Source organism: Streptomyces sp. NPDC031111 (assembly GCF_055570675.1).
Window position 1 is genome coordinate 708472 of record NZ_JBVIGS010000001.1, and the last position, 25817, is coordinate 734288.

Consider the following 25817-nt stretch of genomic DNA (forward strand, 5'->3'; position numbering starts at 1 on the left):
TCGCGGCGCTTGCGTGGGCGCTGGGCGCCGTTGGGGGTCCTGTTGCGGCGCGGGTGCGGGTTGTCTGGGGTTGCTCGCGCCCACGCGGCGGAGCCGCACATCGAAACAGCCCCGCGCCCCTTGGGTGCGTTGGCCTAACCGGCACTGGACAGGTGACCGTCAGGTGTTGCTCGTGCCCCAGTCGTCCTCCGCCGGGCCGTGGGCCGTGCGTTCGCGGAGGGTGCGGACTCGTTGGGCGACCGAGTCCGGCATGCGGTCGCCGACCTTGTCGCTCACCACGTGGTACGCCTTGTCCGCGAACTCCCGGCCCTGGTGGGCCGCGGTCTCCGCGGTGTTGCGGACGGCGGGGTTCTGCGTGAACTGCTGCGCAGACCTCTTCATCTGCTCGTAGCGCTCCCGCCCGGCTTTCGTGCCCAGCACGTAACCCAGGACGACTCCGGCGACGAACGTGAGCCGGTATCGCATGGCGGCCACCCTTCCCGTTGTTCCAGTCTGCGTAGGTCTCCGGTGCGGCGACAGCGCCGGGGAGTACCGATTGGCGGAGCACCCCCCTGCTTGCGCTAATGTATGTGTCGCAGCGAGCGCGCGCCCCCTGGCGGATACCCAGGCGGGTGCGTTCGATGCAACGAGGCATTCCTCCGTAGCTCAATTGGCAGAGCAGCCGGCTGTTAACCGGCAGGTTACTGGTTCGAGTCCAGTCGGGGGAGCTCGGTCCTCCGTAGCTCAATTGGCAGAGCAGCCGGCTGTTAACCGGCAGGTTACTGGTTCGAGTCCAGTCGGGGGAGCATGCTGAACGAGGACCCCTTCGGGGTCCTTTTTCATGTCCGGGGGAACCGTGCGGGGCTCGGCGCAGTCTCCATGGTCACCAAGCCCGTACGCAGCCGACCATCCGAAGCAGGAGATCGTATGAGCGGCTATGCTGCGGCAGACGGCGCGCACACATGTACGCGACACGCCGTTATGGGGCGGTAGCTCAGCCGGTTAGAGCAGCGGACTCATAATCCGTCGGCCGTGGGTTCGAGTCCCACCCGCCCCACCACGCGCCACGCGAGAGCGGCAGGCGCCCTCGCCCTCGGCAGTTCAGTCGCCCACGTCGTCGTCGGACGCGGTGGGGGCGTCCGCCGGGTCGCGTTCGCCCTCCGCCTGGGACGGAGTGGTGTGGGGGACGTCGGGGGTGGTCCATTCGGCGTCGTCCCGGTCGCCCTCGGCCTGGGAGGGGGTGTGCTCGCTCATCGTGCTGCCTCCTGATCGCGGGGCCGTGTGCGCCGAGTACCCCGCACGGGCCGGAGTCACCGTGACGAGCGGCGGGCGAGGGCACGGGACAGGGCCGTGCGGACCTCCTCGGGCGGAGGGGCTCCCTCCGCCTCCGCGGAGGCGGTGAGTGCCTCCGCGACCGCGCGGAGCTTGGTGTTGGACAGCTGGGACGCCTCCCGGAGGATGTGCCACGCCTCGTCCGAGGTGCAGCCGTACGTGGCCATCAGGATGCCGCGGGCCTGGTCGATCACCGGACGGGAGGCGATGGCCTGCCGCAACTGTTCGACCTCCTCCTGGAGCAGATGCAGCCGCTCCTCGCGTTCCAGGGCCACCACCGACGGGACCGGCGACGGCGCGCCGCCCGGGGCGGGCGGGCGCAGCGGGTCCGAGGTGTCGAGGCCGGCGAGTTCCAGGATGCGGCGCGGCTGGCCGTTCCAGCGGGTGGCCGTGACCGGAATCGACCGCCACCGGCCGTGGTCGCGCAGCACCTCCAGGAACTCCAGTCCCGCCGTGTCCATGAAGTACACGCCGCTCATGTCCAGATCGACCCGGGCCGTGCCGGCCGGCAGCTGCGCCAGCTTCTCGGCCAGGGCCTGGGCACACCCGCGGACCAGCTCGCCGCGCGGGGTGAGCAGCGCCCGGTCCGCGTCCATGCGACCGCCGATGAGCAAGGTGTTCAGCCTTCCCGGGAGAGGTAGTGATGCCGCGGAGGTCATGTCACCGCCTTGTCGGTCCTGGTGAGGGTCGGGCAATCCGGCCGCCGGGCACCGAGCCGGTGGGCCGCGCGCGGTCCCGGCTGCGCTGCCGATGCGCCTGCCCACCGCGCGGCGTACTACACACCGAGCCGGGGAATGACCGGGAACCGACGGGGTACAAGCGGGCCGGAGAGCGTGAGGAGACGGGTCTTGGGCCATCGGGAACGGACGCGGGACGGGTACGGGACACCGGAGCCCTGTCTGACGGTGCGCCCGTTGGAGAACGGCCGGGGGGTGCGTGCGGCCGGGGAGATCGGCCTGGCCACGCACACGATCTGGGAACGCGTGCTGGAACAGGCGGTGCGCGAGGGAGAGGACGTGTACTGCCTGGAACTGTCCGAGGTGACGTTCGTCGACGTGGCCGGCGCCGGAGCGCTCGCGGCGGCCGCCGAACGGCTCGGGGACGGCCGCCGGTTCGTGGTGCGCCGCCCGCCGCCCGCCCTGTGCCGGGTGCTGGAGACGTTCTGGCCCGACCTGTCGACGATCGAGGTGTCGATGTGATGAATGCCGCGGCCGAACGCCGGGGAGTCACCCCCGACCCCTTCGTCCACCCCGCCCTCTTCTACCGCGACGACCAGGAGTACCTGGACGGCACCGTCCCCTTCGTGCGCGAGGGACTCGCCGCCGGCGATCCCGTGGCGGTCGCCGTGCCCGGTGACCGGCTGCGGCTGATCAGGGACGCGCTCGGCGACGACGCGCGTAGCGTGCGCCTCCTCGACATGCGGCAGGCCGGACGCAACCCCGGCCGGATCATCCCCGGCGTGCTCCGGGCCTTCGCCGACGCCCAGCCGGACGGGAAGCGGGCGCGGATCATCGGCGAACCCGTCTGGGCCGGCCGCTCCGCGACCGAGTACCCCGCCTGCGTCCAGCACGAGGCGCTGATCAACGCCGCCTTCGCGGGCCGTACGGCGACGATCCTCTGCCCCTACGACGCCGTACGCCTGCCCGGACACGTCCTCGCCGACGCCCACGCCACCCACCCCGTCGTCATCCCCGCCGGGAACCGGCCGCCGCTGGACAGCGACGCCTACGCGCCGGACGCCGTCGTCGCCCGCTACAACGAGCCGCTGCCACCGGTGGCGCACGCGATGACCGTCCCGTTCGTCGCAGACTCGCTGCCCCTGGCCCGGCACGCCGCCTGCGAAGAGGGACGGCGGCTCGGCCTCACCGGTGTCACCCTCGACGACCTGGCCCTCGCCACGGCCGAGCTGACCACGAACAGCGTGGTGCACGGCGGCGGCTCGGGCGTGCTGCGGGTGTGGGGCGAGGACGGCCATGTGGTGTGCGAGGTGCGCGACGGGGGTCGGATGACCGACCCTCTCGCCGGCCGTCACCCCGCGTCGCGCGACCAGCGCGGCGGACGCGGACTGCTGATGGTCAATCTGATCGCCGACCTGGTGCGGGTGCACACCGGGGACGACGGCACGACGATCAGGTGCTGGTTCGCCCGCTGACGACGCCGGCGGCCGCCCCGCGGCTCAGGCGCGCAACGGGTCCAGCACGATCGGCGCGATCCTGCCCTCCAGCATCTCGCCCAGCCCCTGTACGGCGCACAGCTCCGGCCGTTCGGCGATGTGCACGGGCATGCCCGTCGCCTGACGCAGCATGTGGTCCAGGCCCGGCAGCAGGGCGCTCCCGCCGACCATCATGATCCCCCGGTCGACGAGGTCGGCGACCAGGTCGGGCGGGCACTCCCGCAGCACCTTGCCGATGCCGTCGAGGACGGCGGTGAGCGGCGTCTGGATGGCCCGCCGCACGGCGGCCGTGTCGACCTTCACGGAACGGGCGAGACCGGTGGCGACGTCCCGGCCGTGGATCTCCGTCGACTCCGGGCCCTGCGGGGTGAGCCCGTTGCCGGACAGGGCGAGCTGGAGCGGCCGTACGGACTGGCTGGGCAGCATCAGCTCGTGCTGGTGGCGCAGGTGCTGCACGATCGCGTTGTCCACGGCCTCACCGCCGACCGGGATGCGCTCCGCCGTCACGATCGCCCCCAGGGACAGCACCGCCACCTGGGTGGCCGCCGCCCCGCACACCATGATCATGGCGGCCTCGGGCCGCTCCACCGGCAGTCCGCAGCCGACGGCGGCGGCGATGAGCGTGTCGACGAGCTCCACCCGGCGGGCGCCGAGACCGACCAGGGTCTCGATCGCGGCGCGCTGGGCGAGCGGATCGGCGTCGTGCGGCACACAGGCGGCGCCCCTCAGCCGGGGCTTGCGCCGCAGCGTGCGGCGCATCTTGTCGCCGAGCAGATGCCGCAGCATGCGCTGCGCCATGTCGATGTCGACGACCGTGCCGCCGGAGACGGGACGGACGACGCGGATGTACGCCGGCGTACGGCCCGTCATCTTCTCCGCGAACTCACCGACGGCGATCAGCGCGCCGGTGCGGGTGTTCACGGCGGCGGTGGACGGCTGGTCGACGACGAGTCCGGCGCCCTTGACATACACCCGGGTGCGGGCCGCCCCCAGGTCGACGGCGAAGTGACAGCGGCGCAGCTGCTCCAGACTGGCGGTCACGGCGGATCCTCCCGAGTGCGCACCCAGCGGCCCGCCGGGCGGCGGACCTCTCAGGCATCGTGCGCGCAGGACGGGACGAGCGCCTTTCCTGGGGGGCCGGGTGGGGGGCCGCCGAACGGGGGGCCTCACGGGCCACCTCCCTCGGGGCCCGCGCCTGGACCGCACGGTTACGTGAGGGACGTACGGTTCTCCGCTCCCACGACCCCCCTGACCACCCCCAGCTCCACCAGGTCCTGCGGCCGGATGCGCAGCCGGTCCGCCGTGCTCTCCGCCTCCTCCGGGGGGCGTTTGAGGATGGCCGCCGCGAGTTCCGGGGCGATCACCGAGAAGTAGCTGTCGGGGGTGGCCCAGGTGTTGCCGGGAGCCGCGAGGGCCAGTGCGCCGCCGGAGCCGCCCTCGCCGACGACCAGTGTGGTGACCGGCGTACGGGCGGCGGCCACGGCGCCGAACAGGTCCGCGATCGCGGCCCCCGCGCCCTGCCGTTCCGCCTCCGCGTCGTTGGCCGCGCCCGGGGTGTCCACCAGCGTCAGCACCGGGATGCCGAGCCGGTCCGCGAGCCGGACCAGCCGGGCGGCCGTGCGGTAGCCGGCCGGACGGGTGGCCGTCCCGGTCTGCGCGGCGTAGGCGACCGTACGGCCCTCGTGGTCGCCGAAGCCGCAGAGCATGCCGTCGGGGTCCGTGCCGCCGCAGCGGTCGCCGCTGATCGCGACCCGGGAGGTGAAGTACGCGTCCAGGTAGGCGGTGGCACGCGGACGTCGCGGCGAGCGGGCGCGCAGGACCGCGTCCCAGCCGGTGGCCGGGAGGTCACTCGCGCCCAGCGGGAGGGGCGGCGGGACGGGCGCGGTGGAGGGGCGGGTCAGCAGTCGCAGCCAGCGGCCCAGGGTCTCCCGCAGCTCCTCCGGACGCACCAGCGCGTCCGCCGCGCCCGCCGCCACCTGTGCCTCGGCGGTATACGCCGCCGGGTCCGCGTCCGCCGGCCGGACCCGCGAGCCGGCGAAGCCGACCTGCGCGCCGGGCAGGGCGAGTACGACATCGGCGCCGGCGCCCAGCGTGGCCCAGCCGCCGCCGGTCGTCGGGTCCCGCACCACCGCGATCTGCGGCAGCCCGGCCTCCCGGGTGAGCGCCGACTCGCGGGCCACCCGCTGGAGCTGGGTGAGGGCGAGCATGCCCTCCTGCATCCGGCTGCCGCCGGTGGCGACCAGCGGCACCACCGGCAGCCGGTGCACACGGGCCTGGGAGTACGCCGCCACCAGGCGGTCCCCGGTGCGTTCGCCGAGGGAGCCGCCGAGGAAGCCGAACTCGAACGCGACGAGCACGGCCCGGGTGCCGCCGATGCTCGCCGTGCCGCAGATCACGGACTCCCGCTCGCCGGTGCGTTCGGCGGCGCGGGCGTGGGCGCTGCCGTAGCCGGGCCAGCCGATCGGGCCGTCCGGGGCCGAGTCCCGCGACGGGTACGGGAGTTCGGTGAAGCTGCCCGCGTCCGCGAGGACGGCGACGACCTCCCGCGCGGAGAGACGGTCAGCCATGCCGCAGCGCCCGCTTCATGATCTTGCCCATGTCGTTGCGGGGGAGGACGTCGAGGTGGTGGACGACGCGCGGGCGCTTGTGCGGGGCGAGGCGCCCGGCGACGTGATCGGCCAACTCCTCGAGCCCGGGCGGGGACTGCGGATCCGCCGGCACCACCCACGCCACGATCCGCTCGCCCAGGTCGGCGTCTGGCTCCCCGGTGACCGCGGCCTCCCGCACCCCCGGATGCTCCAGCAGGGCGTTCTCGATCTCACCCGCGCCGATCTTGTAACCCCCGCTCTTGATCAGGTCGGTGGCCTTGCGGCCGACGATGCGGACATAGCCGTCGGGGTCGCGCACCGCCATGTCCCCGGTGCGGAACCAGCCGTCGGCGGTGAACGCGGCCGCTGTGGCGTCCGGCCGGTTGAGGTACTCGGTGAACAGGTTCGGCCCGCGCACCTGGATCTCGCCGACCGTCTCACCGTCGTACGACGTCACCGGCGAGCCGTCCTCCTCCACCAGCCGCAGTTCCACACCCGGCAGCGGCACGCCCACCGTGCCGGGGCGGGCCTCGCCGTCCGCGCGGACGGAGGTGTTCATCAGCGTCTCCGTCATGCCGTACCGCTCGATGACGTGACGCCCGGTCGCGGCCCCGATCCGCTCGTGGTCGTGCACGGGCAGCGCGGCGGAACCCGACACCAGCAGCCGCGCCCCGGCCAGCGCCTTGACCAGCTCCGGCTCGGCGGGCAGCGCCTCCACGATCCGGTGGTACATCGTCGGCACGCCGAACAGCATGGTGGCGCCGCCGTTCAGCTCGCGCGCCACGCCCTCGGTGGTGAACCTGCCCAGGTGCCGTACGGAGCCGCCGCGGCGCAGCGGGCCGAGCGTGCCGAGGACCAGGCCGTGCACATGGAACAGCGGGAGCCCGTGCACCAGCACGTCGTCGCCGGTCCACTGCCAGGCGTCGGCGAGGGCGTCCAGGGTCGTGGCGATCGCGCGGCGGGGGATGACGGCGCCCTTGGGCGGGCCGGTGGTGCCGGAGGTGTAGACGATCAGGGCGGGGCTCTCCGGGTCCCGGGCGCGGTCGTCGGGGAGGGCGGCGGCGCTCGCTCCTGCCGCCGGGTCGGCGTCCACGTCGACGCGGGGCAGACCGGCCAGGGGGGCGGGGAGCAGGGTGCCGGGCGCGGTGAGCACCAGGCCGGGGGCGCTGTCGGAGAGGATGTGGCCGAGTTCCTTCTCGCCCGACTTCGGGTTGAGCGGCACGACGGCCACCCCGGCGAACAGTGCCGCGGTGACCGCGACCGCGGTCTCCGGCGTCGGCGTGGCCCACACGGCGACCCGGCGCACCTTCGTCAGGCCCTGGGCCACCGTGCCGGCCGCCGCGGCGAGTTCCCCGTACGTCAGCGCGCGCTCGCCGAAGCGCAGGGCGGGCCGGTCGGCCGGGCCGTCGGTCAGGGCCGGGAAGAGAGAGGACACGCGTCGTACTCCTTCTGTGGAACTGGCTGTGGTTCGAAGGCTGTCAGGTGCTCGTGCCGACTGCGACCTACCCCCACCCGGGCACGACCATCACCAGCCACACCACCGCCGGGACCGCCGCGACCACGATCCCGCCGTACGCCATCAACTGGCGGAAGAAGCGGTCCCGGTCGATGTCCGGGGCGGCGGCCAGGACCAGCGCGCCGTTCGTGGAGAACGGGCTCACGTCGACGACCGTCGCCGACACCGCGAGCGCCGCCACCATGCCGACGGCCCCGATCTCGCCCTGGGCGAGGAACGGCACGGCCAGCGGGATGAGCGCGCCCATGATGCCGACGGAGGAGGCGAACGCCGACACGAGCGCGCCGATGTAGCAGAGCAGCACCGCGGCGAGCAGCGGGACGCCGATGCCGCCGACGCCCTCACCGGCCCAGGTGATGGTGCCCATCTCGTCCAGGACACCGACGTAGGTGAGCACTCCGCAGATCAGCAGGACCGTGGGCCAGGCGATCTCGGAGACCGCCCTGCGGCTGTCGTCCGGCCAGGCGGTGCTCAGCACCACGGCGAGGGTGATCGCGGTCAGTCCGGCGTCCAGGTCGAAGCCGAGGACGGCGACGACGAGGGCGACCAGGGAGACGAGGGTGGCGACGACGGGGGCGGTGAGCGGGACGGCGGTGGGGGCGTCGGGGCGGGTGGCCACGGCGGTGGGGGCGGGGGCTGGGGCGGTGCGGGTGCCGCCGCCGTTCCCGGTGCCCGCGGCGTCGGAGCCGGTTCCGGCGCCCGCGCTCCCGGTCGGCCCGCCTTCGGTCACGGCCCCCTGGCTCCACAGCCTCAGCCCGCCGCAGACCACGAACACCACCGCGGCGATGACCAGGTTCACCAGCAGTGAGGCGAGGAACAGGGTGATCTCGCTGCCGGGGAGCTTCTCGCGCTCGACGATGCCGTTGACGATGGAGCCGTAGATGCTGATCGGCGAGAAGCCGCCGGCCTGGGCGCCGTGCACCACCATCGCGCCCATCAGCAGCGGGCTGATCCCGTACCGGGCGGCGAAGCTCAGCGCGATCGGCGCGACGATCGCGACCGCGGCCGGGCTGACCGCGCCGATCGCGGTGAGCGCGCCGGTGAGGGCGAACATCACCCAGGGGATCAGCGCCACCCGCCCCCGCACCATCCGGACGGCGGCGTGCACCAGCCAGTCGGTGGTGCCGTTGGCGCGGGCGATGGCGAACAGGTACGTCACGCCGACCAGGACGACGAACAGGTCGCCGGGGAATCCGGCGAAGACGCCGTCCGCGTCGAGGTCGGCGACGAGCGTGCCGACCCCGAAGGCGGCGGCGAAGGCCAGGGCGCCCATGTTGACGGAGCGGGTGGTGGCGATGACGAACACCACCGCCAGGACGAGGATCGAGATGAGTTCGGGGGACATGCGGGCTCCCGAGTGGCTGAGTGGCTGAACCACTTGTGTCGTGTCGTTGTCGCTGGAGTGGCGTGGTCCGTTTGGCTGGAAAGCGTGGGGCCGACGGCGGGGGACGTCAAGGGGTCGCGCAGTAATTGGCTCAGCCACTCGGCCACTGGAGGGGGCCCGGTGCTAATCTCCCGACGAGAGGGGGACCCCGTGACCGACGCCCTGCGCCCCATGACGAAACAGCGCCTGTACGAACAGGTGCTGGACCGGCTGCGCCAGTACGTCACCGAGGGCGGCCTGCGCGCCGGCGACCGTCTCCCGCCCGAACGGGACCTGGCCCAGCGGCTCGGCGTCAGCCGTGCCTCGGTGAAGCAGGCGATCGTGGTCCTGGAGGTCCAGGGCCTGGTCGAGGCCCGGCACGGTGGCGGCACCTACCTGGTGCGGGACAGCCTCGACGTCGAGCCGGTCGACCGGATGGTGGAACGGCGCCGGCGCCTCCCCGACGTACTGGAGGCCCGGGAGGCGCTGGAGACGAAGCTCGCCGAACTGGCCGCCGAGCGGCGGACGGACGAGGACCTGGCCGCGATGCGGGGCGCGCTCGCGCACATGGGCGAGGAGATCGAGGCGGGTGGCCATGGGGTGGAGGGGGACCGGCTGTTCCACGCGGCGGTGACGGCGGCTGCCCACAGTGGGCTGCTGGCGGAGTTCATGCGGTCGATTGCCGAGCAGATCGCTGAGAGTCGGACGGAGTCGTTGCGGCAGCCTGGGCGGCCGTCTCGTTCGCTGGCGCAGCATCGGGCCATCCTTGACGCGATCGCCGAGGGTCACCCCGGCCGGGCGGCCACCGCCATGCGGCGCCATGTTCGGACGGTGGCCAAGGTTCGGCTGCTGGACTGGGATCCGGGGGAGGAGCGCTAGCGGGGGTGCCCGGTGTGGGGGTGGGCCGGGGGTGGGTCGCGCTGCCCGGCGCTGGCGGGGTGCCGTCGCGCCCACCCGTGCCGCCCCAGCGGCACGACTGCCCGCGGATCGCGGGGCAGTCAGGCTGCTGTTTCTCGTACGTCCGCCACCACGCAGGCGATGTTGTCCGGGCCGCCGGAGTTGTTCGCGGCCGTGATCAGGGTGTGGACAGCCTCGTCCGGGGTCGGGGTCGTGCTCAGGAGCTGCCTGATCGTGTCGTCGGGGACGACCGTGGGGAGGCCGTCGGAGCACAGGAGGTAGCGGTCGCCGGGGTGGGCGTCGTGGAGGCGGAGGTCGGGGGAGGAGGTGGTCGCCTCCGTGCCGGTGAGGGCCTTGAGGAGCAGGGTGCGCTGGGGGTGGGAGACCGCTTCCTCCGGGGTCAGGCGGCCCTCGTCGAGCATCGACTGGACCACCGTGTGGTCGTGGGTGATGCGGAACAGCTCGCCGTCGCGGAGCAGATACGCGCGGGAGTCGCCGATGTGGACCAGGGCCAGCCGGGAGCCCGTCCACAGGAGGGCGGTCAGCGTGGTGCCCGCCTCCTCCTCGCCGGCCGCCGCGTCACGCACCGCCTGCGCGGCGCCCTGCACCGCGTCCTCCAGCAGGTTCAGCACCCCGCCCGCCGGTATCTCCCGCGTGTCCAGGAACCGCAGCGCCTCCACCGCCGCGCTGCTCGCCGGGGCGCCCGCCGCGCCGAAGCCGTCGGCCACGGCCAGCAGCCGGGCGCCCGCGTACGCCGTGTCCTGGTTGGCGGGACGGACCCGGCCCCGGTCGGAGCGGGCGTGGTAGCGCAGTTCCAGTGTGTTCATGGCGGTGTCCCTTCGCGATTCTTCCGTCAGGTGATCGACCAGGAACGCGGCGAGGTCCCGCCGTACGGCCGTCTCCGCCTCCACCCGGGCCCAGTAGGCCCGGATCTCCACGGCGGCGGCACCGTCGTCCAGCGAGCGGACCCTACGGATCTCGGCCAGCGGCATGCCCAGACGGCGCAGCCACGCCACCAGACGGGCCTGCTCCAACTGCTCCGCCGCGTAGTAGCGGTAGCCCGTGTCCGGGTCCACCCGGGCGGGTCGCAGCAGGTCAAGCTCGTCGTACAGGCGCAGCGCCTTCGGGGACAGCCGGCACGCCTTCGCGAAGGCGCCGATCGTCAGCATGTCCATCGCCTCTCCGTTCCGCGTTCCGCCATCGATGCTGGGGCTTCCCCGAAGGTGAAGGTCAAGCGGCCTGTCGCGGTTCCCGGGACGGTTGCTAGCCTGCTCGTCGATCAGCTGTTCGTACGAGGAGTGAGTAGCCGCCGTGCCCCGTATCGCGCTCGTCACCTGCACGCCCGGCCCCGACGTCTCCGAGGACCGTGATCTGCCGGGACTGGTGCGGGCGCTTCAGGAGGCCGGGGCCGAGGCGTCCGCCGAGGTGTGGGACGACGGTGCCGTCGACTGGGGCGGCTTCGACCTCGCCGTGATCCGTTCGACCTGGGACTACAGCTGGCGGGCGGCGGAGTTCACCGCGTGGGCCGAGCGGTGCGGCACGCTCACCCGGCTGGCCAATCCGGCGGACGTGGTGCGGTGGAACACCGACAAGCGGTACCTCGGTGATCTCGCGGCAGCCGGGGTGCCCGTGGTGGACACCCGGTACCTCGCCCCGGGGGACCCGCTCGACCTCCCCGACGACCACGAGTACGTCGTCAAACCGACCTCCGGCGCCGGCGCCCGGTTCGCCGCCCGCTACACGCCCGACGAGCACGACACGGCCGTACGGCAGCTGCGGCGGATGCACGCCGAGGGGTTCACCGCGATGGTGCAGCCCTATCTGCGCGGCATAGAGACGACGGGAGAGCGGGCGCTCCAGTACTTCGGGGGGAACCTCCTGCACGCGAGCCGCAAGGGGCCCGTGCTCACCCCCGGTACGCCGTACGACCAGCGCAAGGTGGCCCACCCCGGGCTGACCGACTGGACCCCGGCCCTGGAGGAAGCCGCCGTCGCCAGAAAGGCGTTGGCCTCCGTGCCGGGCCGGCCCGAGCTGCTGTACGCGCGCGTCGACCTCGTGGACGGGGAGGACGGCCGGCCCCGCGTGATGGAGCTGGAGCTGGTCGAACCGAACCTGTTCCTCGGGCTGCACCCGGAGTCGGTGCCGCGCGTCGTGGAGGAGATCCTCAAGGCCGCGACCCGCTGACCGCCGTACGTTGCAGCAGTCCCCAGGTGAACTCGGCGACCACCTCGCGCCGTACGCCGGTCGCGTCCGGGGCGGTGAAGGCGAGCCCCCAGCGGGTCGGTGCCGTGCCCTCCAGGGGGCGGGCCGGGGCGAAGGCGCGGGCGGCCTCGTCCACCGTGCAGGACCAAGGGGTGAGGTCCTCCACGGTGCGCAGGACGGGCGCCGGGGAGCCCGGCGCGCGGACCAGCCACTCGTTCCACACCGCCCCGCCGGCGGCCGGTGTCAGCACCTCGAAGCGCAGGCCGGGCCAGAGCGGGAGCGGCCACTGCCACGCCGCGCAGTCCAGGTCCCCGATTCTGCGCGGGGTGCGGGACTCCGGCTCGCCGAGCACGGAACGGTAGCGGGAGAGGGCCGGGCGGGGGCGCGGCGAGCGGACCATCGCCTGCCAGCGCCTGTTGGCCTCGCGCATGTCCGCGAGGGAGACGCCCAGTTCGTGCCGTGCGTCCTCCACCAGGCCGGGGTTGTGATCGGCCATGCGGCGCAGCAGCACGAGCTGGAAGTCGAGCGGGGTGAACGGGCTAGGGGGGCGTTGTCCGGTCGGCACGGGAACCATCGTCGCGCACCGGGGGCGCTCCGGGGCGGCGGCCGTCCGGCAGGAACAGCACGGAGTTGACGTAGCGCGGTCCGCGGAGAGCACCGTAGGGCAGCACCCGGCGCAGCAGCCCGTGCGTGACGACGTATGACGTACGGGCCTGGTGGTCCTCCAGCGGGAAGCGGGACAGCGGGATCCAGGTGTCGGCGGGCAGCACCCAGCCGTCGTAGCCCAGCAGGGACAGATACGTCACCACCGGCGCGATCGGCTGGATGCGGGACTCCAGCTCCACGAACAGGGCCGGCCGGTCACGGGCCAGGACGCCGGTCGCCCCGCGCAGCACCGCCGGCTCGCTGCCGTCCACGTCGATCTTGACGAAGCCGACGTTCCGCAGGCCGAGTTCGTCCAGCGTGACACAGGTGACGTCCAGGCCGTGGCCGTGGATGTCCCGGCGGACCAGCGACGACACACCCCGGTCGCCGCCGTCGTCCGGCGGCAGCCACAGCCGGGCCACACCGGGGCGGTCGGAGGCCGCCGCGCGGATCACCCGGACGTTGGGCGGGGCGGTGGCGGTGAGCAGCCGGGCCAGATGGGGGACCGGTTCCAGGGTCACCACCCGGCGGGCGCGCCGGGCCAGCCGGCGGGTCCACGGGCCGTACCAGCCGCCGACGTCCACCGCCGTGTCGCAGTCCGGCGGGCACAGGTCCGCCAGCCGGGCCAGCTCCGGCTCGAAGCGGGGGTAGACCGCGCGGGCCGTCGCCGCCACCACGCGCGTGGGCAGGAGGCCCGCCACCCGGGCCGCCGCCGTGCGGTGCGTCGTCACGGCGCCGTCCCCGGGGTCGCGGACACCCGCGCCAGCGACCGCACGTGCTCCTCCTCCGACACCTGCTCCCCGGAGGACGGCAGGAGCTGCGGGATGCCGTCGACGATCGGGTAACGGCGGCGCAGCCGCGGGTTGTACAGCGCCTCGTCCCCCTCGTCGTCCGGCGCGAGCAGGTGCAGCGGGCCCTTGTCGAGCGGACAGGCCAGAATTCTCAGCAGCGGGTCGTCGGGTTTCACGGTGAGGTCAACTCCTTGGCAGCGGGCGGTGGGTGTGGCACGGTGTCGTGCTTGGGCATGGCCAGCAGGACGGCGACCGCGAGCAGCGTGCCGGTGACGCGCAGGGCCAGCCGCAGCGGCTCGTCCGGCAGTTCCTCACCGAACGACAGCGTGCCGAGCACCGCCGTGAACAGACAGGTCACGGTCGTGCACACCGGCACGATCAGCGAGGCCCGGCAGCGCTGGAGCGCGGCCTGCGACATCACCAGACCGAACACGCCGGTGAACAGCAGCAGATACGGATACGGGGAGCGCAGCAGACCGACGACCGCGCCGCCCACGCCGTCGGCCGTCAGCCGGCTCGACACCCCCTTGATGGCGAGCGAGCTGACCCCGTAGAGCAGGCCGACCGCGACGCCGTACTCGACGCCCGTCGTGGGCAGCCGGTGCCGGTGACGGGCGTTGCGCTCGGCGGAGCCGTACAGCCACACCCCCGCCGCCAGCGACGGCACGCACACCAGCAGGATCAGCGGATACGGCGCCTCCCGGCCCACCGTGTCGGCGCCCGCGCCGCTCTCCCGCAGCGACAGCACCACCATCAGCAGGGCCAGCAGGATCGCGCCGAGCGCGTACCGCTCCCGGCCGCTGGTCTCCTCGCCCAGCAGCCGGGCCGACAGCAGCACGAGCAGCACCAGACCGGAGACGAAGAGGCCCTGCGCGGCGGCGATCGGCAGCGTGCGGTACACCGCGAGCTGGGCGGCGAAACCGGCCGCGAGGGCCAGCGAGCCGCCGATCCACAGCGGACTGCCCACCACCAGGCGCAGCAGCCGCGCGGGTCGCCGGATCGTCACTTCGGGCAGGCCGGCGAGCGCCCGCTTCTCCAGGACGAACCCGCCGCTGTACAGGACGTTCGCCAACAGGGCCGCGGCCACTCCCCACCACATCCCCCCGCCCCCTCACGTCCGGCGCGCGTGCAGCAGCAGGATCGACGCGAGCGGCGGTCTGGCGCACGCCAGCCGGTCCAGCGTCCGCAGCGGGCGCGGCACGCCGTGGAAGGGCGCCCCTTCGAGGCGTACGACGGTGAATCCGGACGCGGTGACGAACTCCCGCAGCGCGCGGGCCGTGTACAGCCGCAGATGCCCCACGACCTCCGAGCCCGGCCGCCCGTGGATCCCGCGCAGGCTGACCTCGGAGAACACCGGCTGCACCCCGGCGAGCAGCAGCATCCGGTTGTACCAGGCGGCCAGGTTCGGCGTGGACAGCATCAGATGACCCCCGGGGCGCAGGACGCGCCGGATCTCGTCGAGGGCGGCGTCCGGGTCGACGAGGTGCTCGATCACCTCGCTGAAAAGCACCGCGTCCGCCGACCCGGCGGTGAACGGCAGCCCGCCGTCGGTGAGTTCGCCGCGCACCGCGTACGGCAGCCGGGTGCGGGCGCGGGCGAGGGCGTCCTGGGACCAGTCGACGCCGACGATCCGGTGGCCGCGCAGGAAGGGGGCGGCGGTGGCGGCGGCGGTGCCGTCGCCGCAGCCGATGTCGAGGACCGTGCGCGGGCCCGCGTCCCCGGCCGGTCCGAGCGCCCGCGCCAGCGTGCGGGCCTGGCGTCGGCTGCGGGAGGCGCCCGAGGCCACGGGGACGGCCGGGTTCTCGTAGAAGTCGCGCAGATCGCGGGGCGGGGGTGCGGTGGTCGTCACGGCGTCGCCTCCGTGGTGTGCAGATGGTGCGCGAAGAGGTCGCGCAGACGGTCGCCGTCGCCGTGGCCGAGCAGGGCCCGCGACCAGCGCAGGGCGAGATGGAGCCGGCCCGCCGTGGACGCCGTGGTGACGGTGAGGCCACGGGGCATCCGGGCCGGCGCCGAGAACCACACGGCGTGCGCCCGGCCCGCCTCCTCGCCGAAGTCCAGCGGGTACGGGACGCGCCCGATGTTGCTGAGCAGCGTGGTCGACGTCCAGGGCGCGGCCGCCCTGCGCAGGGCACGGGTGAGCGCGGCACGGCAGGCGACCGGGGCCCAGGGCGCGGTGAGCAGGCCGGCGCCGTGTCCGAGCTGGGGGCGCGGGAGGGACTTGAGGGCACGGGTGCGCAGGGCGGTGCGGCGCAGCAGCTCCGGCGTGGCGAGGGTGTCCAACTCGTCCGGAGTGAAGGGGACTTCGACCAGGCGAGTGCCGTTGCCGATGGGCATCGTGGAGTCCCGGGGGCGGTCGTCGACCGGCATGGTGATGCGCAGGGGGCGGCGGGCGGCGCCGTGCTCCCGGTTCCAGTGGGCGATGGTCAGGGCGGTCGCCACCATGAGCTGGTCGTTGACCGTGTACGGGGCGTCCCGGGGGCGGCGCGGGAGCGGGAGCTCGGCGACCAGCATGCCGTTGCCGGGGGACGGCTCGGGCGTACCGGGGGCCACCCTGGCCGGCGGGGACCAGGGGGAGGGCGTGTCGGGCGGGCCCTGCGGTGTCCCGGGGGGACGCACGGGCGGGGCGGCGGGGGAGTTGTCCCGGCCGCCGTACAGCTCGGCGGCGGTGGCCAGGACCCGCAGGCAGGCGGGACCGTCCAGGGCGGTGTGGTTGATCGTGAGGAACAGGGCGGTTCCCTCCCCGGCCACCACCTCCAGGCGGACCGGCGGGGACGCGGTGAGCGGGGGCGCCTGGGTGAGGGCGCGGGTGCGGGCGTCCCGCAGCGCGTCCTTCCCCGGCGGCGGGAAGCCCACCACCTCCACATCCGGCCCGTCCGTCAGCGCCCACTCGTAGCGGCGCCGGTACCAGGGACCCGGCGCCTCGCGCACCAGGACGCGCGGGTGCCGGCGCAGCGCCTCCTCGAACGCCTTGCGCATCCGGGCCGGCTCCAGCCGCCCCGGCAGATGCACCTCGATGTGCACCGTCTCCGGTTCGGCCTCCTGGAGGCAGTGCCGGGACACCTCGTCGACGACGGGGAACGGAATCCGCGGGGGTGCGCTCATACGGACCCGCCTCGTCCCGCGCCGCCCCGCGGACGCGGCAACAGCGGCGTGCCCGGCCCGGACGCGAACGGCGGCTCCGGACCGCGCGGCGGGTGCGGCGCGGGGGCGGGGGCCGCGGGTGGGGGCAGTATCGACGTGGAACCCGGGTCGTCGGGGTGCCCGCCGCGTTCCTCGTCCGGCCCCGCCCGTCCGGGGCGCTCACGCAGGCTCACCAGTGCCGCGAACAAGGCAGTCAGCGCGAGGAGTTGGGCCGCAGGCCCGTACGCCCCCTCGCCCGCGCCCACCGGCTCGCCCGCGCCGGACGCCGCCGTGACGCCCGCCGCCGCGAGCGCGCCGAACGCGAGCGGCGGCAGCACGGCCGGCCGGTGCCGCGCGAGCAGCGCCAGCGCCGGGACCAGCAGCGCCCACCAGCCCGCGATCACCACGCCCACCAGCGTCAGCGCCACCGCGCCGAGCCACATCCCCGGGGGCGGCGCGGCCGGCTGCGGCGCGTCGGGGTTCCCGGCCTTCCGGCGCCACAGCGCCAGCCCGATCAGCACCACGATGCCGATCCCGCTGCCGATCAGCCCGGCGTCGTACGTCGCCGCCGGCTCGTAGGACAGCTTCACCGTGCCGCCCGCGCCCGCCGGAACCCGCCAGCCCTGCTGCCAGCCGTCCAGCCGCAGCGGCGTGAGCTCCTCGCCGTTCAGCGTGGCCTTCCAGCCGTCGTTGTGGTTCTCGTACGTCGTGAGGTACGAGGCCGCTCCCGAGCCGACGCTCACCTCGCGGTGGTCGCCCAGCCAGTCCCGTATCCGCAGCTCCCGCCCGGAGGCCGCGACGTCCGGCACGGTCCCGCGGGTCAGGGTCACGTCCGTCAGCGCCAGCGGACCCGCGTCACCGCCCTCGACCCGGTGCGCACCCGCCGCCAGCTCCAGCTCACGGTCGTCCTCACCGTCCTGGCACGGCGTCACCTCGACCGGGCGCCGCTCCACCAGGTCCCGTACCGTTCCCCGCACGCTCGTCGCGTACAGCTCGCCGTCCACCGCCAGGAGCGGCCCCTTGCCGCACTCCAGGGACACCTCCCGGGTGCCGGACGGCGGCGGGGTCCGGTACTCGTCGAGGGCGGGCACGTACGCCTCGGTCAGCCCCACCGGCAATTGCAGGTCCTCGTCGACGACCGGGTTGTGCAGGGTGAGCGGGGCGGCCCGGGTGACCGTGATGTCCAGGCGGTCGGTGGTGATCGGCGGGAAGCGGACGTTGCCGTGCTCGTCGACTCCGGCGATCGCCGCGCCGTCCGGGGAGCCGATGCGCACCTCGACGGCCCGCGTGGACAGCCCACCCGCCGGCGCCAGCACCACGTGCCCGACCGGCCGCTTCCCCGGCCAGCTGAGATGGATCGTCGGCCGGTCGCCCGCGATCCACGCCGTGGTCAGATCACCGTCCGTGAGATTGCGCGCGGACAGGGCCGCCCCGAGCCGCGCCGTGGAGTCGGCGGTGGCGACGATCCGGTTCCGCTGCTCCGGCGCCACCTCGTACAGCAGCCGGTCCAGCGCCTCGCCCGGCACGGGCACCGCGCTCGCCCTCACCTCGTACGTTCCCGCCGTGTCCGTGTCGAACCGGCGGTGCAGCCCCGCCTCGCCGCCCGTGAGGGACAGCCCGGTCGGGTCGGCGGCACGGTGCAGGGACACGACCTGGGCGTCGGCGGTGGAACCCGCCGCGTCGGCGGGCAGCCGCAGCAGCCGCGTCACCTGTACGCCGGGCAGGTCGATCTCGGAGAAGCCCGCGCCGGTGAGACCGGCGCGCTCGGCCGTGGAGTCGACGATCGTCAGCCGCATCCAGTCCGTCGGGCCCGCGGGCGCCTTGATCCGCTGCTCGGTGCCGTTGGCCCGGAGGAAACCGGTCACGGACCCGTTCTCGGTCTCCACCCGCACCCGCGTCGCCGCCGCCCGCACACCGTCCTGCGGCAGCGGGGTCAGACCGAGGGAGTCCGGCATGTCGTAGCGGCCGTCGAAGGCGATCCGCAGCCACTGCCCGTCCGGCGAGCCGGCCGAACCCTCCGCCCACGCCGTGTCCGGGTTGCCGTCGAAGGCGTTCACCGGGTCGTATTGCGGCAGATGGAACAGCCAGTTGCCGTACGACGACGCCGTCACCGAGCGGGCGCCGCGCAGTTCGGCCACCGTCTGATGGTCCAGGCCCTCCTTCGGCAGGATCTGGTGCGGCCGCTCACCCGCGTTCTGCGCGGCGTCCGGCGCGTTGCGCTCACCGCGCGTGTACGTGTACGACGTGTTGGCGTTGACCAGCCCGAACCGGGTGTCCGCCCGCCGCATCCCGTCACCGACGACCTGCAACGGCGGCGTGCCGAGCCCGGGATGACGGTCGCCGGTCAGCACGGCGGGCCGGCCGCGCAGTTCGCCCGCCGGCGGCAGCAGCGCCTCGGGACCGCCGGACACCACCGCGGTGTCGGCGATCGGCGTCAGCCCGGCCTGCCCCGGCCGCGGCACGTCGGCGTCCGCCGGACGGTAGATCTCCACCGCCCGCTGCCGCGGGTACAGGCCCTCGACCTGGAGCGGGGTGTCGTCCGCGATCACCCCGCCGGTCGTCACCGGCCCCAGACCGGTCACCCGCTCGTACCCCGACTGCTCCAGCGTGCGCTTGACCGTGGCCGTGGGGACCTGTCCGACCTGATCGGGGTCGAGGTCGTTGCGGACGACGACGTAGAAGACCCCCGCCCGGCTCAAATAGTCGGCGAGCCCTGGCACTTCGCCGCCGGTCAGCAGCGCCTGCTCCACCGCGTCCATGGCGCGCCGGTTGCCGGGGGTGCCGAAGGGCACGTAGTCGCGCTGCGCCCAGCGGGAGTCGGCGACCACGTCCAGCGGCTGGTCGACGGTCGATCCCCAGGTGTGGATGCCGTGCGCGGTCGCCGGGACGACGAGCGCCCGGGAGTCGGGGGAGTACTTCTCCAGCCAGTCGGCCGTCGCCTGCCAGTACGCCGGTATCTGCCGGAACGAACCCGGGCTGAGGATCGAGCCGTTGAGATACGGCCACAGCAGACCGGGGAGGACCAGGACGGCGGCGACCAGCGGCACGAGCCGCCGGCGGCCGCGCGGTGCCGTCGCCGTGCCCACCAGATGCGCCAGCCCCAGGACGAGCGCGAGCGCCAACCCCGTCTGGAACTTGTAGATGTTCCGGAACGGCGACAGCCACCCGTCCAGCCAGCCCTGCACCACGCCGTGGAACGGCGCCCCGAACGCACCGCCGTACCCGGCGAGCAGCACCAGCGCCGCCACCAGCACGGTCAGCACCAGCCACCGCCGCTCCGGCATGTCCCGCCGGGCCAGGCCCGCCAGGCCGAGCCCCGCCGCGAGCGCCGAGCAGACGATCACGACCACCGAGGACGCCACCGCCCACCCGGCAGGCAGCCACGCCTCACCGAAGTGCAGATACGCCACCCAGTTCCCGGCCCCGCGCAGCGCCTCCGTCGCCGCCATGGTGTCGGTCGTGGTGCGCGACGACTCGATGTACGGAAGGAAGTTCTCGCCGTGGATTCCGAGCAGCAGCAGCGGGATCCACCACCACGCCGTCGCCACGATCACCGCCGGCGTCCACCAGGCGATCAGCTTGCGCCGTCGCGGCCCCGGCGGGCGGGAGAGCAGATACAGCCCGACCGACAGCAGGGACGCCAGCGTAGAGGCCGCGTTGACGCCGCCCATGAACGGCACGAGCAGCGCCGAACGCAGCGCCGCGACCCGGGCCGCGTACCGCTCGTCCGTCAGCGGCAGCAGCACCCACGGCAGGAACGCGCCCGGCAGCGCGGCGGCCGACGTGGAACCGACGACGCCGGTGAACACCGGCCACAGCGCGTACGCCGTCGCCGCGAGCAGCCGGGACGCCCCGCCGCCCACCCGCAGCCGCTCCGCCAGCCGCAGCGCGCCCCAGAACGCCACCGAGACGATCAGCGACATCCACAGCCGCTCCGCCAGCCACACCGGCAGCCGTACCGCGTCGGCCAGCCAGTGGAACGGCAGCATCGGCCACAGATAGCCCACGTACTGGTCGGAGATCCCGCCGAACGAGCCCCGGTCGTGCCACAACTGGCCCAGATCCGCGAGGAACCGGCCCGGGTCGACGGTGACGCCGAGCTTGGTGTCGAAGGTCTGCCGTCCCGGCCGCACCGCGAGGAACAGCACCAGCACCACGGCCCAGAAGCCGAGCAGCCAGCGGCGCGACCGCGGGCCCTCCGGGGGGCCCGCGGCGGTCGCGGGCGAGGGGACGGCTGCCGGAGGGGGAGCCTGGACCGTGGTCGTCATGCGGGACACCGCCGGAGGATGAGGAGAAGGTTCCAGGTGGCGAACTCACGGAGACCGGGCACCTTCACCACGGTCTCCGTGAGGAACGGCCAGTAGCGGGAGCGGGCCGACACGATCCGCACGTCGTCGCGGGCGCGCACCTGCCGCAGGGTGGTGCCGATGTGCACGGGGAAGAGGTTCTCGCCGAGCGTGTGCTTGGCGGGCCGTCCGGTACGGCGCCGGTACCGGGCGCGGGCCCGCTCGGCGCCGAAGTAGTGCCAGGGGGCCCACTCGTGCCCGCCCCACGGCGACAGCCAGTTGGTGAACGACACGTACACCAGCCCGCCGGGCCGGGTCACCCGGACCAGCTCGCTGAGAAAGGTCTGCGGATCGGCCACGTGCTCCAGCACGTTGGAGGAGAAGGTGACGTCGGCGGTCCCGTCGGCCAGCGGCAGCAGATAGCCGTCGGCGACGACGGCCCCGTCGGGCGGCTTCTCACCCAGCTCCCGCACATCGGGCTCGAACAGATAGGCGTACGCCCCCCGCCCACGGAACTCCTGGGTGAAGTACCCGCTCCCACCCCCGACATCCACGACGACCCGCCCCGCCACACCCCCGCCGTACGCCTCGACCTGATCGACGGCATCCCGAGCGAGCAACGAGTAACAGACGTCGGGCTCAGCTTGCTCCCGTAAGAAGGCACGGAAGAGAGCAAGCGACCGCCGAATCGAAGGGTCTTTCGCAACTCCGTGCGGTGCAGCATGCCCAAAGGGGCGCGGGGAACTGCGCGACCAGCCCCCACGGGCCCGCAGCCGCGACACAACCCCACCACCCCGCCGCCCCGGCGTCACCGAACCGCCTCGCAGGCAACCGCCTGAAACTCCCGCACCGTGCGCTCCCAGCGATACCGCGCAGCATGGGCCTGCGCAGCCCTGCCCATCGACTCCCGCCGCCGCGCCGCCAGCGCAAGAGAACACCACGCCGCCGCGAACGAAGACGACCCCGGTGCGAGAACACCGGTCACCCCGTCCCGCACGGAATCCCGCAGCCCCGGCACATCGAACGCGACCGCCGGAGTCCCGCGCGCCGCCGCCTCGGTGACCACCAGCCCCCACCCCTCCACCGCGGAGGGATGCAGCAACAGCCAGGCCGCGCACAGCAGCCGGTGCTTCTCCGCCTCGGACACATGCCCGGTGAACTCGACCCCGGGACCGGCGAGGCGCTCCAGCCGCTCCCGTTCCGGCCCGTCGCCTACGATCACCAGCCGGCCGCCGGTGACCGGCCGCACCCGCTCCCACAGCCTCAGGAGCAGATCGATCCGCTTGTACTCGACGAGCCGGCCCACGGCCAGGAACAGCGGCTCCGGTGACCGTTCGGTGCGCGGTCCCGGCTCCTCCACCCCGTTGTGCACGACCCGTATCCGCTCCCGGGGTACGCCGAGGTCCCGCAGGGCCTGCTCGGTGGACGGGGACACGGCGACGACCAGCCCGCCCTGCCGAGCGCGGGTGAGCGCCCAGTGTTCGAGTCTTCGTCCGAGCCGCGCGGCCGGCGCCAGCGGACCGCCGAACCGCATCCGCCACAGATCGGTGTGCACGTGGTTGACCAGGCACAGGGTGGGGCCGGGGTGCCACAGGGGCGCCAGATAGGGCATGCCGTTGCACACCTCGACCAGCAGGTCGCAGTCGCCGACCTGACGGCTGAAGGCGGAACGGGCGCGCAGGTAGTGGCCGTACGCCCCGCCCGCCGACACCACCCGGTAGTCACGGAAGGCCGCGGGCCCTCCGCACAGCAGGGTGACCTGGTGGCCCAGACGGGTCAGTCCGTCGGCGAGCCGGTCGACCAGCAGCTCGGAGCCGCCGGCGGACGGATTGCCCAGGTCGCGGTGGGCGAGGAAGACGATCCGGCGCGGATGTGGGGGGATCGCCGGAAGGTGCCGCGCGGCGCCGGAGGGCGCGGTGCGCAGCGAGGACGGCACGTGCTGGGGCATCAGTGCTCCAACTCGTCGACGTGGGGAAAGGGGAGAGGGAGAGGAGGTGGGGGGAGGGCGGGAGCCCTTTGTGGGGTGTCGGGGATGTTCCTGGGTGGGGGGTGTGGACGGGCTGTGACGGGGTGGGGATGGGACAGTTTTCGCCCAGACGTTCCCCGCGGCTACTCACGGAGGTGACAATTTCCGGCTTTGTTGCGCCTGACGAGCCGTCACTTCATGTCAACGGGAGTCGGCATACCGGACGGTTCCGGACCTTCCTCCGCCTTCCGGCCACGTACCACCAGAACCGCGCCGATCACCGCGAGGACGCTCCCCGCCCCGGCGGCCCCGACCGGCAACGTCTCGCCCACCAACCGCAGTTGGGAGCTGTCGCGCTTCGCCTGACGCACGGCCTCCCGCTGTGTCTCCGTCGTGAACGCGATCCTCTTCGCGTCCAGCAGCACCACCGCGTCCTCGTCCCCGCCCGGCACCCGCAGGGTCTGCCGGGGGCCGGTCTGCGCGTGGATCACCCGGCCGGTGCGCTGGTCAACGACCAGTTCGACGCCGTGGTTGGAGTACCACTCCTCGGCCAGCACCTGCGGACGGTCCGGCTCACCGACGACGCCGCCCGGGACCAGCCGGGTGCCGGTCCTCGTCGCCGGCACGGAACCGGTGAACCGGTAGCCGGTGTGGCCCTGGACCTTCTCCGTGCCCCGGTAGCGCAGGACGACCGTGTCGCCGAGGGTGTTGTCCCACCACTGGTAGGAGCGTTTCCGCACGTCGAACGGGAACTTCAGATAGGCCTCGCCCTCGATGCGCGACTTCTCCCCGCAGCAGTGCACCGGCCTGGTGGTGCGGCGGTCCAGCACCCAGCGGTGCGGGGTGAAGTCCAGCGCGTCGTGCGGGTCCGCGGCGGGCAGCGACGTGTCCGTGTCGACCGAGGTCGTCACGTCCCACACGGCGTTCCCGCTGCGCTCGCTGTCCGCGACGTCGCCCCGCACCCGCTGGGTCACGGTGATCCTCCGGTCGGGCACCGTCTCGATCCGGTCGAGGTCGAAGACGCTGCCCCGGCCGGTGTAGACGGCGGTGGTGTCGATGTCGATCGGATTCACCGCGGCACGCGGCTGCACGTACCACGCGAACAGGGGCGCCAGCACCAGCAGAAACGTGCCGAGACCCAGCAGGACCAGGGAAAGCGGGGAAGCTGTACGGCGCATCCGGGCACTCCAGAGGCTTCGGACGGCGCGGCGCGGACGGCCGGCGCCGTGAGAGAAGGTGCGCGTGCGGGAGTTCCCCACCCCCTATGAGCCGGGAACCGTAAACGCCCCTTGACGGAGTGTCAATGTCATGTCGACACTGTGGGCACGACACACGCACGACACATGAGGGTGGTCGGTCCGGTGCCGGGGGTGGGGAACCTCCCGACAGAGAGGCTGACCCTGCGATGTCCAGACTGCTCGCCGCCGCGCTGACCATGGCGCTCGCCGCCGTCCTCGCCGCGGGTGCCGCGCTCGGCGTGGTGGCCCTGCTCGAAGCCACGCCCGACCAGCCCAACACCCCTCTGATCACCTACGAGCGTGCCGGTCAGGGGAGTTGATCCGTGACGTCCCCCCGGACCGTCATGGTCCGCTCCGCCTGGAACGAGGTGCCGCGCCACCAGGTGCGCCGGTTCGCCCGGATCGCCATGGCCGAGGCGCCCGCGCTCGCCGAGGAGATCATGAGCGAGATCCAGCGCGAGTACCCCCATCTGCCCGTCGTCCTCGACGACTCCGGCGAGCCCATGGCCCTGGTCGGCATCCGCCGCGCCATCGAGGTCTTCGTCCAGCACCTCGCGCACGCCGACGACCCGGTGGGCCGGCCGACCGTACCGCCGGACGTCTTCCAGGACTTCGGGCGCGGCGAGGGCCTGCACGGACGGTCCCTGGACTCGCTCCAGGCCATCTACCGCATGGGCGTCCGTCTCGCCTGGCGCCGCTTCGCCGAGATCGGCCAGCGCGTCGACCTCCCGCCACCCGCCATGTACGAACTCGTCGACGCCGGCTACGAGTACCTCGACGGCCTGGTCGACCAGTCGCTGCGCGGATACGCCGAGGCCGCCGCCCGGCAGGCCGGGGAACGGCTGCGGCTGCAACGCCGACTGATGGAACTGCTGCTCGCCGGACACCATCGGGGCGACCCGGCCGACGCGCTCGCCGAACGGGCCGCCCGGATCGGCTGGCCGCTGCCCGAGAAGGTCGCCGTGGGCGTCCTGCTGCGCCCGGCGCGGGAGTCGGTGGCGCCCGCGGTGGGGGAGGAGGTGCTGCTCGACATGGAGTACGAGCAGCCCCGCATGGTCGTGCCCGAGCCGGACGCGGCCGGCCGCCCCGAACTGCTGCACCGCGCGCTCACCGGGTGGTCCGGCGCGATCGGGCCGCCGGTGCCGCTCGCCGACGCGGCGAAGTCGCTGCGCTGGGCGGAGTCCGCCGTCCAGCTGATGGAGCGGCGGCTGCTGCCCGCCGGAGAGGTGCTGCACTGCACCGAGCACACCGAGGCGCTGGTGCTGCTCCAGCCCGAGGAGCTGATCGACGACCTCGCGCTGCGCTGCCTGGCCCCGCTGACCCACTGCGGCCCGACGCACGGCCGACGGCTCGCGGAAACGTTACTGGCCTGGCTGGAGACCCGCGGCGGGGCGCCCGAGGTGGCGGCACGGCTGGGCGTCCACCCGCAGACCGTCCGCTACCGCCTCCGCCAGATCCGCGAACTGTGGGGCGACGGGATCGACGATCCGGACCGCCGCTTCGAACTGGAACTGGTCCTGCGCGCCCAGCGTCTCCGAGGTGAACTGGGGGATCCCCGCGTACGCCGGTGACGTCCGGGGACGGGACGGGACGACGGCACGGGACAGGGCGGGGGGACGGGCCCATTGCCCGGGGTCGGCCCGTATGGCTAGCCTGTGTGTTCGCCATTCCGATCGCCTGTTGAAATCTCGAACGAGCACCGCAGGCGCCTGAGACATACA

Annotated in this window: 24 protein-coding genes and 3 tRNA genes; 9 read left to right on the forward strand and 18 right to left on the reverse strand. The window is 73.8% G+C overall.

Going from position 1 to position 25817, the window contains the following annotated elements:
- Positions 1–159: 159 nt before the first annotated feature.
- Complete coding sequence (locus ACZ470_RS03110) at positions 160–465, reverse strand: YtxH domain-containing protein (RefSeq protein WP_468423862.1); 306 nt, start codon at positions 463–465, stop codon at positions 160–162.
- Positions 466–634: 169 nt separating this feature from the next.
- Between ACZ470_RS03110 and ACZ470_RS03115 the strand changes: the two genes are divergently transcribed.
- From ACZ470_RS03115 to ACZ470_RS03125, 3 genes are all read left to right on the forward strand, one after another.
- Positions 635–707, forward strand: a tRNA-Asn gene (locus tag ACZ470_RS03115).
- Positions 708–712: 5 nt separating this feature from the next.
- Positions 713–785, forward strand: a tRNA-Asn gene (locus ACZ470_RS03120).
- A 177-nt stretch (positions 786–962) separates the two neighbouring features.
- Positions 963–1039 (forward strand) — tRNA-Ile (locus tag ACZ470_RS03125).
- Positions 1040–1080: 41 nt separating this feature from the next.
- Here the strand turns inward: ACZ470_RS03125 and ACZ470_RS03130 are convergent.
- Both ACZ470_RS03130 and ACZ470_RS03135 read right to left on the reverse strand, forming a co-directional pair.
- On the reverse strand, positions 1081–1233 hold the full coding sequence (locus ACZ470_RS03130; protein WP_468423864.1) for a hypothetical protein: 153 nt from the start codon (positions 1231–1233) through the stop codon (positions 1081–1083).
- 56 nt (positions 1234–1289) lie between these two features.
- Positions 1290–1970: an ANTAR domain-containing response regulator gene (locus ACZ470_RS03135; RefSeq protein ID WP_468423866.1), complete on the reverse strand. Its 681-nt coding sequence runs from the start codon at positions 1968–1970 to the stop codon at positions 1290–1292.
- Positions 1971–2159: 189 nt separating this feature from the next.
- Between ACZ470_RS03135 and ACZ470_RS03140 the strand changes: the two genes are divergently transcribed.
- Together ACZ470_RS03140 and ACZ470_RS03145 are read left to right on the forward strand one after the other, a co-directional pair.
- Positions 2160–2510, forward strand: coding sequence for an STAS domain-containing protein (locus ACZ470_RS03140; protein WP_468423867.1), 351 nt, complete (start codon positions 2160–2162; stop codon positions 2508–2510).
- Entirely contained in the window at positions 2510–3463 is a 954-nt protein-coding gene (locus ACZ470_RS03145; RefSeq protein ID WP_468423869.1) for an anti-sigma factor RsbA family regulatory protein, read from the forward strand. The genes ACZ470_RS03140 and ACZ470_RS03145 overlap by 1 nt, the downstream gene beginning before the upstream one ends.
- 24 nt (positions 3464–3487) lie before the next feature.
- On the opposite strand, the gene ACZ470_RS03150 is transcribed toward ACZ470_RS03145, so the two are convergent.
- The 4 genes from ACZ470_RS03150 to ACZ470_RS03165 all read right to left on the reverse strand — a co-directional run bounded on the left by ACZ470_RS03150 (position 3488) and on the right by ACZ470_RS03165 (position 8933).
- Positions 3488–4525 carry a rod shape-determining protein gene (locus tag ACZ470_RS03150; protein ID WP_468423870.1) on the reverse strand — a complete coding sequence of 346 codons (1038 nt, stop codon included), beginning with the start codon at positions 4523–4525 and terminating at the stop codon, positions 3488–3490.
- A gap of 167 nt (positions 4526–4692) precedes the next feature.
- On the reverse strand, positions 4693–6051 hold the full coding sequence (locus ACZ470_RS03155; RefSeq protein WP_468423872.1) for a carboxyl transferase domain-containing protein: 1359 nt from the start codon (positions 6049–6051) through the stop codon (positions 4693–4695).
- Positions 6044–7507 carry an acyl-CoA synthetase gene (locus tag ACZ470_RS03160; protein ID WP_468423873.1) on the reverse strand — a complete coding sequence of 488 codons (1464 nt, stop codon included), beginning with the start codon at positions 7505–7507 and terminating at the stop codon, positions 6044–6046. The genes ACZ470_RS03155 and ACZ470_RS03160 overlap by 8 nt, the downstream gene beginning before the upstream one ends.
- A 67-nt stretch (positions 7508–7574) precedes the next feature.
- Positions 7575–8933: an SLC13 family permease gene (locus tag ACZ470_RS03165; protein ID WP_468423875.1), complete on the reverse strand. Its 1359-nt coding sequence runs from the start codon at positions 8931–8933 to the stop codon at positions 7575–7577.
- 189 nt (positions 8934–9122) lie between these two features.
- Between ACZ470_RS03165 and ACZ470_RS03170 the strand changes: the two genes are divergently transcribed.
- Positions 9123–9830: a FadR/GntR family transcriptional regulator gene (locus ACZ470_RS03170; RefSeq protein ID WP_468423877.1), complete on the forward strand. Its 708-nt coding sequence runs from the start codon at positions 9123–9125 to the stop codon at positions 9828–9830.
- A 119-nt stretch (positions 9831–9949) separates the two neighbouring features.
- Here the strand turns inward: ACZ470_RS03170 and ACZ470_RS03175 are convergent, their stop codons facing one another.
- Positions 9950–11023, reverse strand: coding sequence for a MerR family transcriptional regulator (locus ACZ470_RS03175; RefSeq protein WP_468423879.1), 1074 nt, complete (start codon positions 11021–11023; stop codon positions 9950–9952).
- Between the two features lie 136 nt (positions 11024–11159).
- Between ACZ470_RS03175 and ACZ470_RS03180 the strand changes: the two genes are divergently transcribed.
- Positions 11160–12032 carry an ATP-grasp domain-containing protein gene (locus ACZ470_RS03180; protein ID WP_468423881.1) on the forward strand — a complete coding sequence of 291 codons (873 nt, stop codon included), beginning with the start codon at positions 11160–11162 and terminating at the stop codon, positions 12030–12032.
- Here ACZ470_RS03180 and ACZ470_RS03185 read toward each other — a convergent pair.
- The 10 genes from ACZ470_RS03185 to pgfA all read right to left on the reverse strand — a co-directional run bounded on the left by ACZ470_RS03185 (position 12013) and on the right by pgfA (position 24036).
- Entirely contained in the window at positions 12013–12624 is a 612-nt protein-coding gene (locus ACZ470_RS03185; protein WP_468423883.1) for a hypothetical protein, read from the reverse strand. The genes ACZ470_RS03180 and ACZ470_RS03185 overlap by 20 nt on opposite strands.
- On the reverse strand, positions 12590–13426 hold the full coding sequence (locus tag ACZ470_RS03190; RefSeq protein WP_468423885.1) for an FkbM family methyltransferase: 837 nt from the start codon (positions 13424–13426) through the stop codon (positions 12590–12592). The genes ACZ470_RS03185 and ACZ470_RS03190 overlap by 35 nt, the downstream gene beginning before the upstream one ends.
- Positions 13423–13662, reverse strand: a complete 240-nt coding sequence (locus ACZ470_RS03195) for a Trm112 family protein (protein WP_468423887.1) — start codon at positions 13660–13662, stop codon at positions 13423–13425. The genes ACZ470_RS03190 and ACZ470_RS03195 overlap by 4 nt, the downstream gene beginning before the upstream one ends.
- A complete protein-coding gene (locus ACZ470_RS03200) occupies positions 13659–14573 on the reverse strand; it encodes a hypothetical protein (protein ID WP_468424056.1) in 915 nt (304 codons plus the stop codon). The genes ACZ470_RS03195 and ACZ470_RS03200 overlap by 4 nt, the downstream gene beginning before the upstream one ends.
- A gap of 24 nt (positions 14574–14597) precedes the next feature.
- The gene (locus tag ACZ470_RS03205) at positions 14598–15335 is read right to left on the reverse strand and encodes a class I SAM-dependent methyltransferase (protein WP_468423889.1); all 738 of its coding nucleotides are present in this window, start codon (positions 15333–15335) and stop codon (positions 14598–14600) included.
- The gene (locus tag ACZ470_RS03210) at positions 15332–16588 is read right to left on the reverse strand and encodes a condensation protein (protein WP_468423891.1); all 1257 of its coding nucleotides are present in this window, start codon (positions 16586–16588) and stop codon (positions 15332–15334) included. Before ACZ470_RS03210 ends, ACZ470_RS03205 begins: the two co-directional genes overlap by 4 nt.
- The gene (locus ACZ470_RS03215) at positions 16585–20874 is read right to left on the reverse strand and encodes an alpha-(1->3)-arabinofuranosyltransferase domain-containing protein (RefSeq protein ID WP_468423893.1); all 4290 of its coding nucleotides are present in this window, start codon (positions 20872–20874) and stop codon (positions 16585–16587) included. The genes ACZ470_RS03210 and ACZ470_RS03215 overlap by 4 nt, the downstream gene beginning before the upstream one ends.
- Positions 20871–21581, reverse strand: coding sequence for a class I SAM-dependent methyltransferase (locus ACZ470_RS03220; RefSeq protein ID WP_468424058.1), 711 nt, complete (start codon positions 21579–21581; stop codon positions 20871–20873). Before ACZ470_RS03220 ends, ACZ470_RS03215 begins: the two co-directional genes overlap by 4 nt.
- 119 nt (positions 21582–21700) lie before the next feature.
- Positions 21701–22840 (reverse strand): glycosyltransferase family 4 protein, encoded by a 1140-nt coding sequence (locus ACZ470_RS03225; RefSeq protein ID WP_468423894.1) that lies wholly within the window; start codon positions 22838–22840, stop codon positions 21701–21703.
- Positions 22841–23049: 209 nt separating this feature from the next.
- Positions 23050–24036, reverse strand: coding sequence for a cell envelope lipid trafficking protein PgfA (gene pgfA, locus ACZ470_RS03230; protein WP_468423896.1), 987 nt, complete (start codon positions 24034–24036; stop codon positions 23050–23052).
- A 227-nt stretch (positions 24037–24263) separates the two neighbouring features.
- Here pgfA and ACZ470_RS03235 point away from each other — a divergent pair, with 227 nt between their 5' ends.
- Positions 24264–24416 (forward strand): hypothetical protein, encoded by a 153-nt coding sequence (locus tag ACZ470_RS03235; RefSeq protein WP_468423898.1) that lies wholly within the window; start codon positions 24264–24266, stop codon positions 24414–24416.
- A gap of 24 nt (positions 24417–24440) precedes the next feature.
- Positions 24441–25667: a PucR-like N-terminal domain-containing protein gene (locus tag ACZ470_RS03240; RefSeq protein WP_468424059.1), complete on the forward strand. Its 1227-nt coding sequence runs from the start codon at positions 24441–24443 to the stop codon at positions 25665–25667.
- Positions 25668–25817 lie beyond the last annotated feature (150 nt).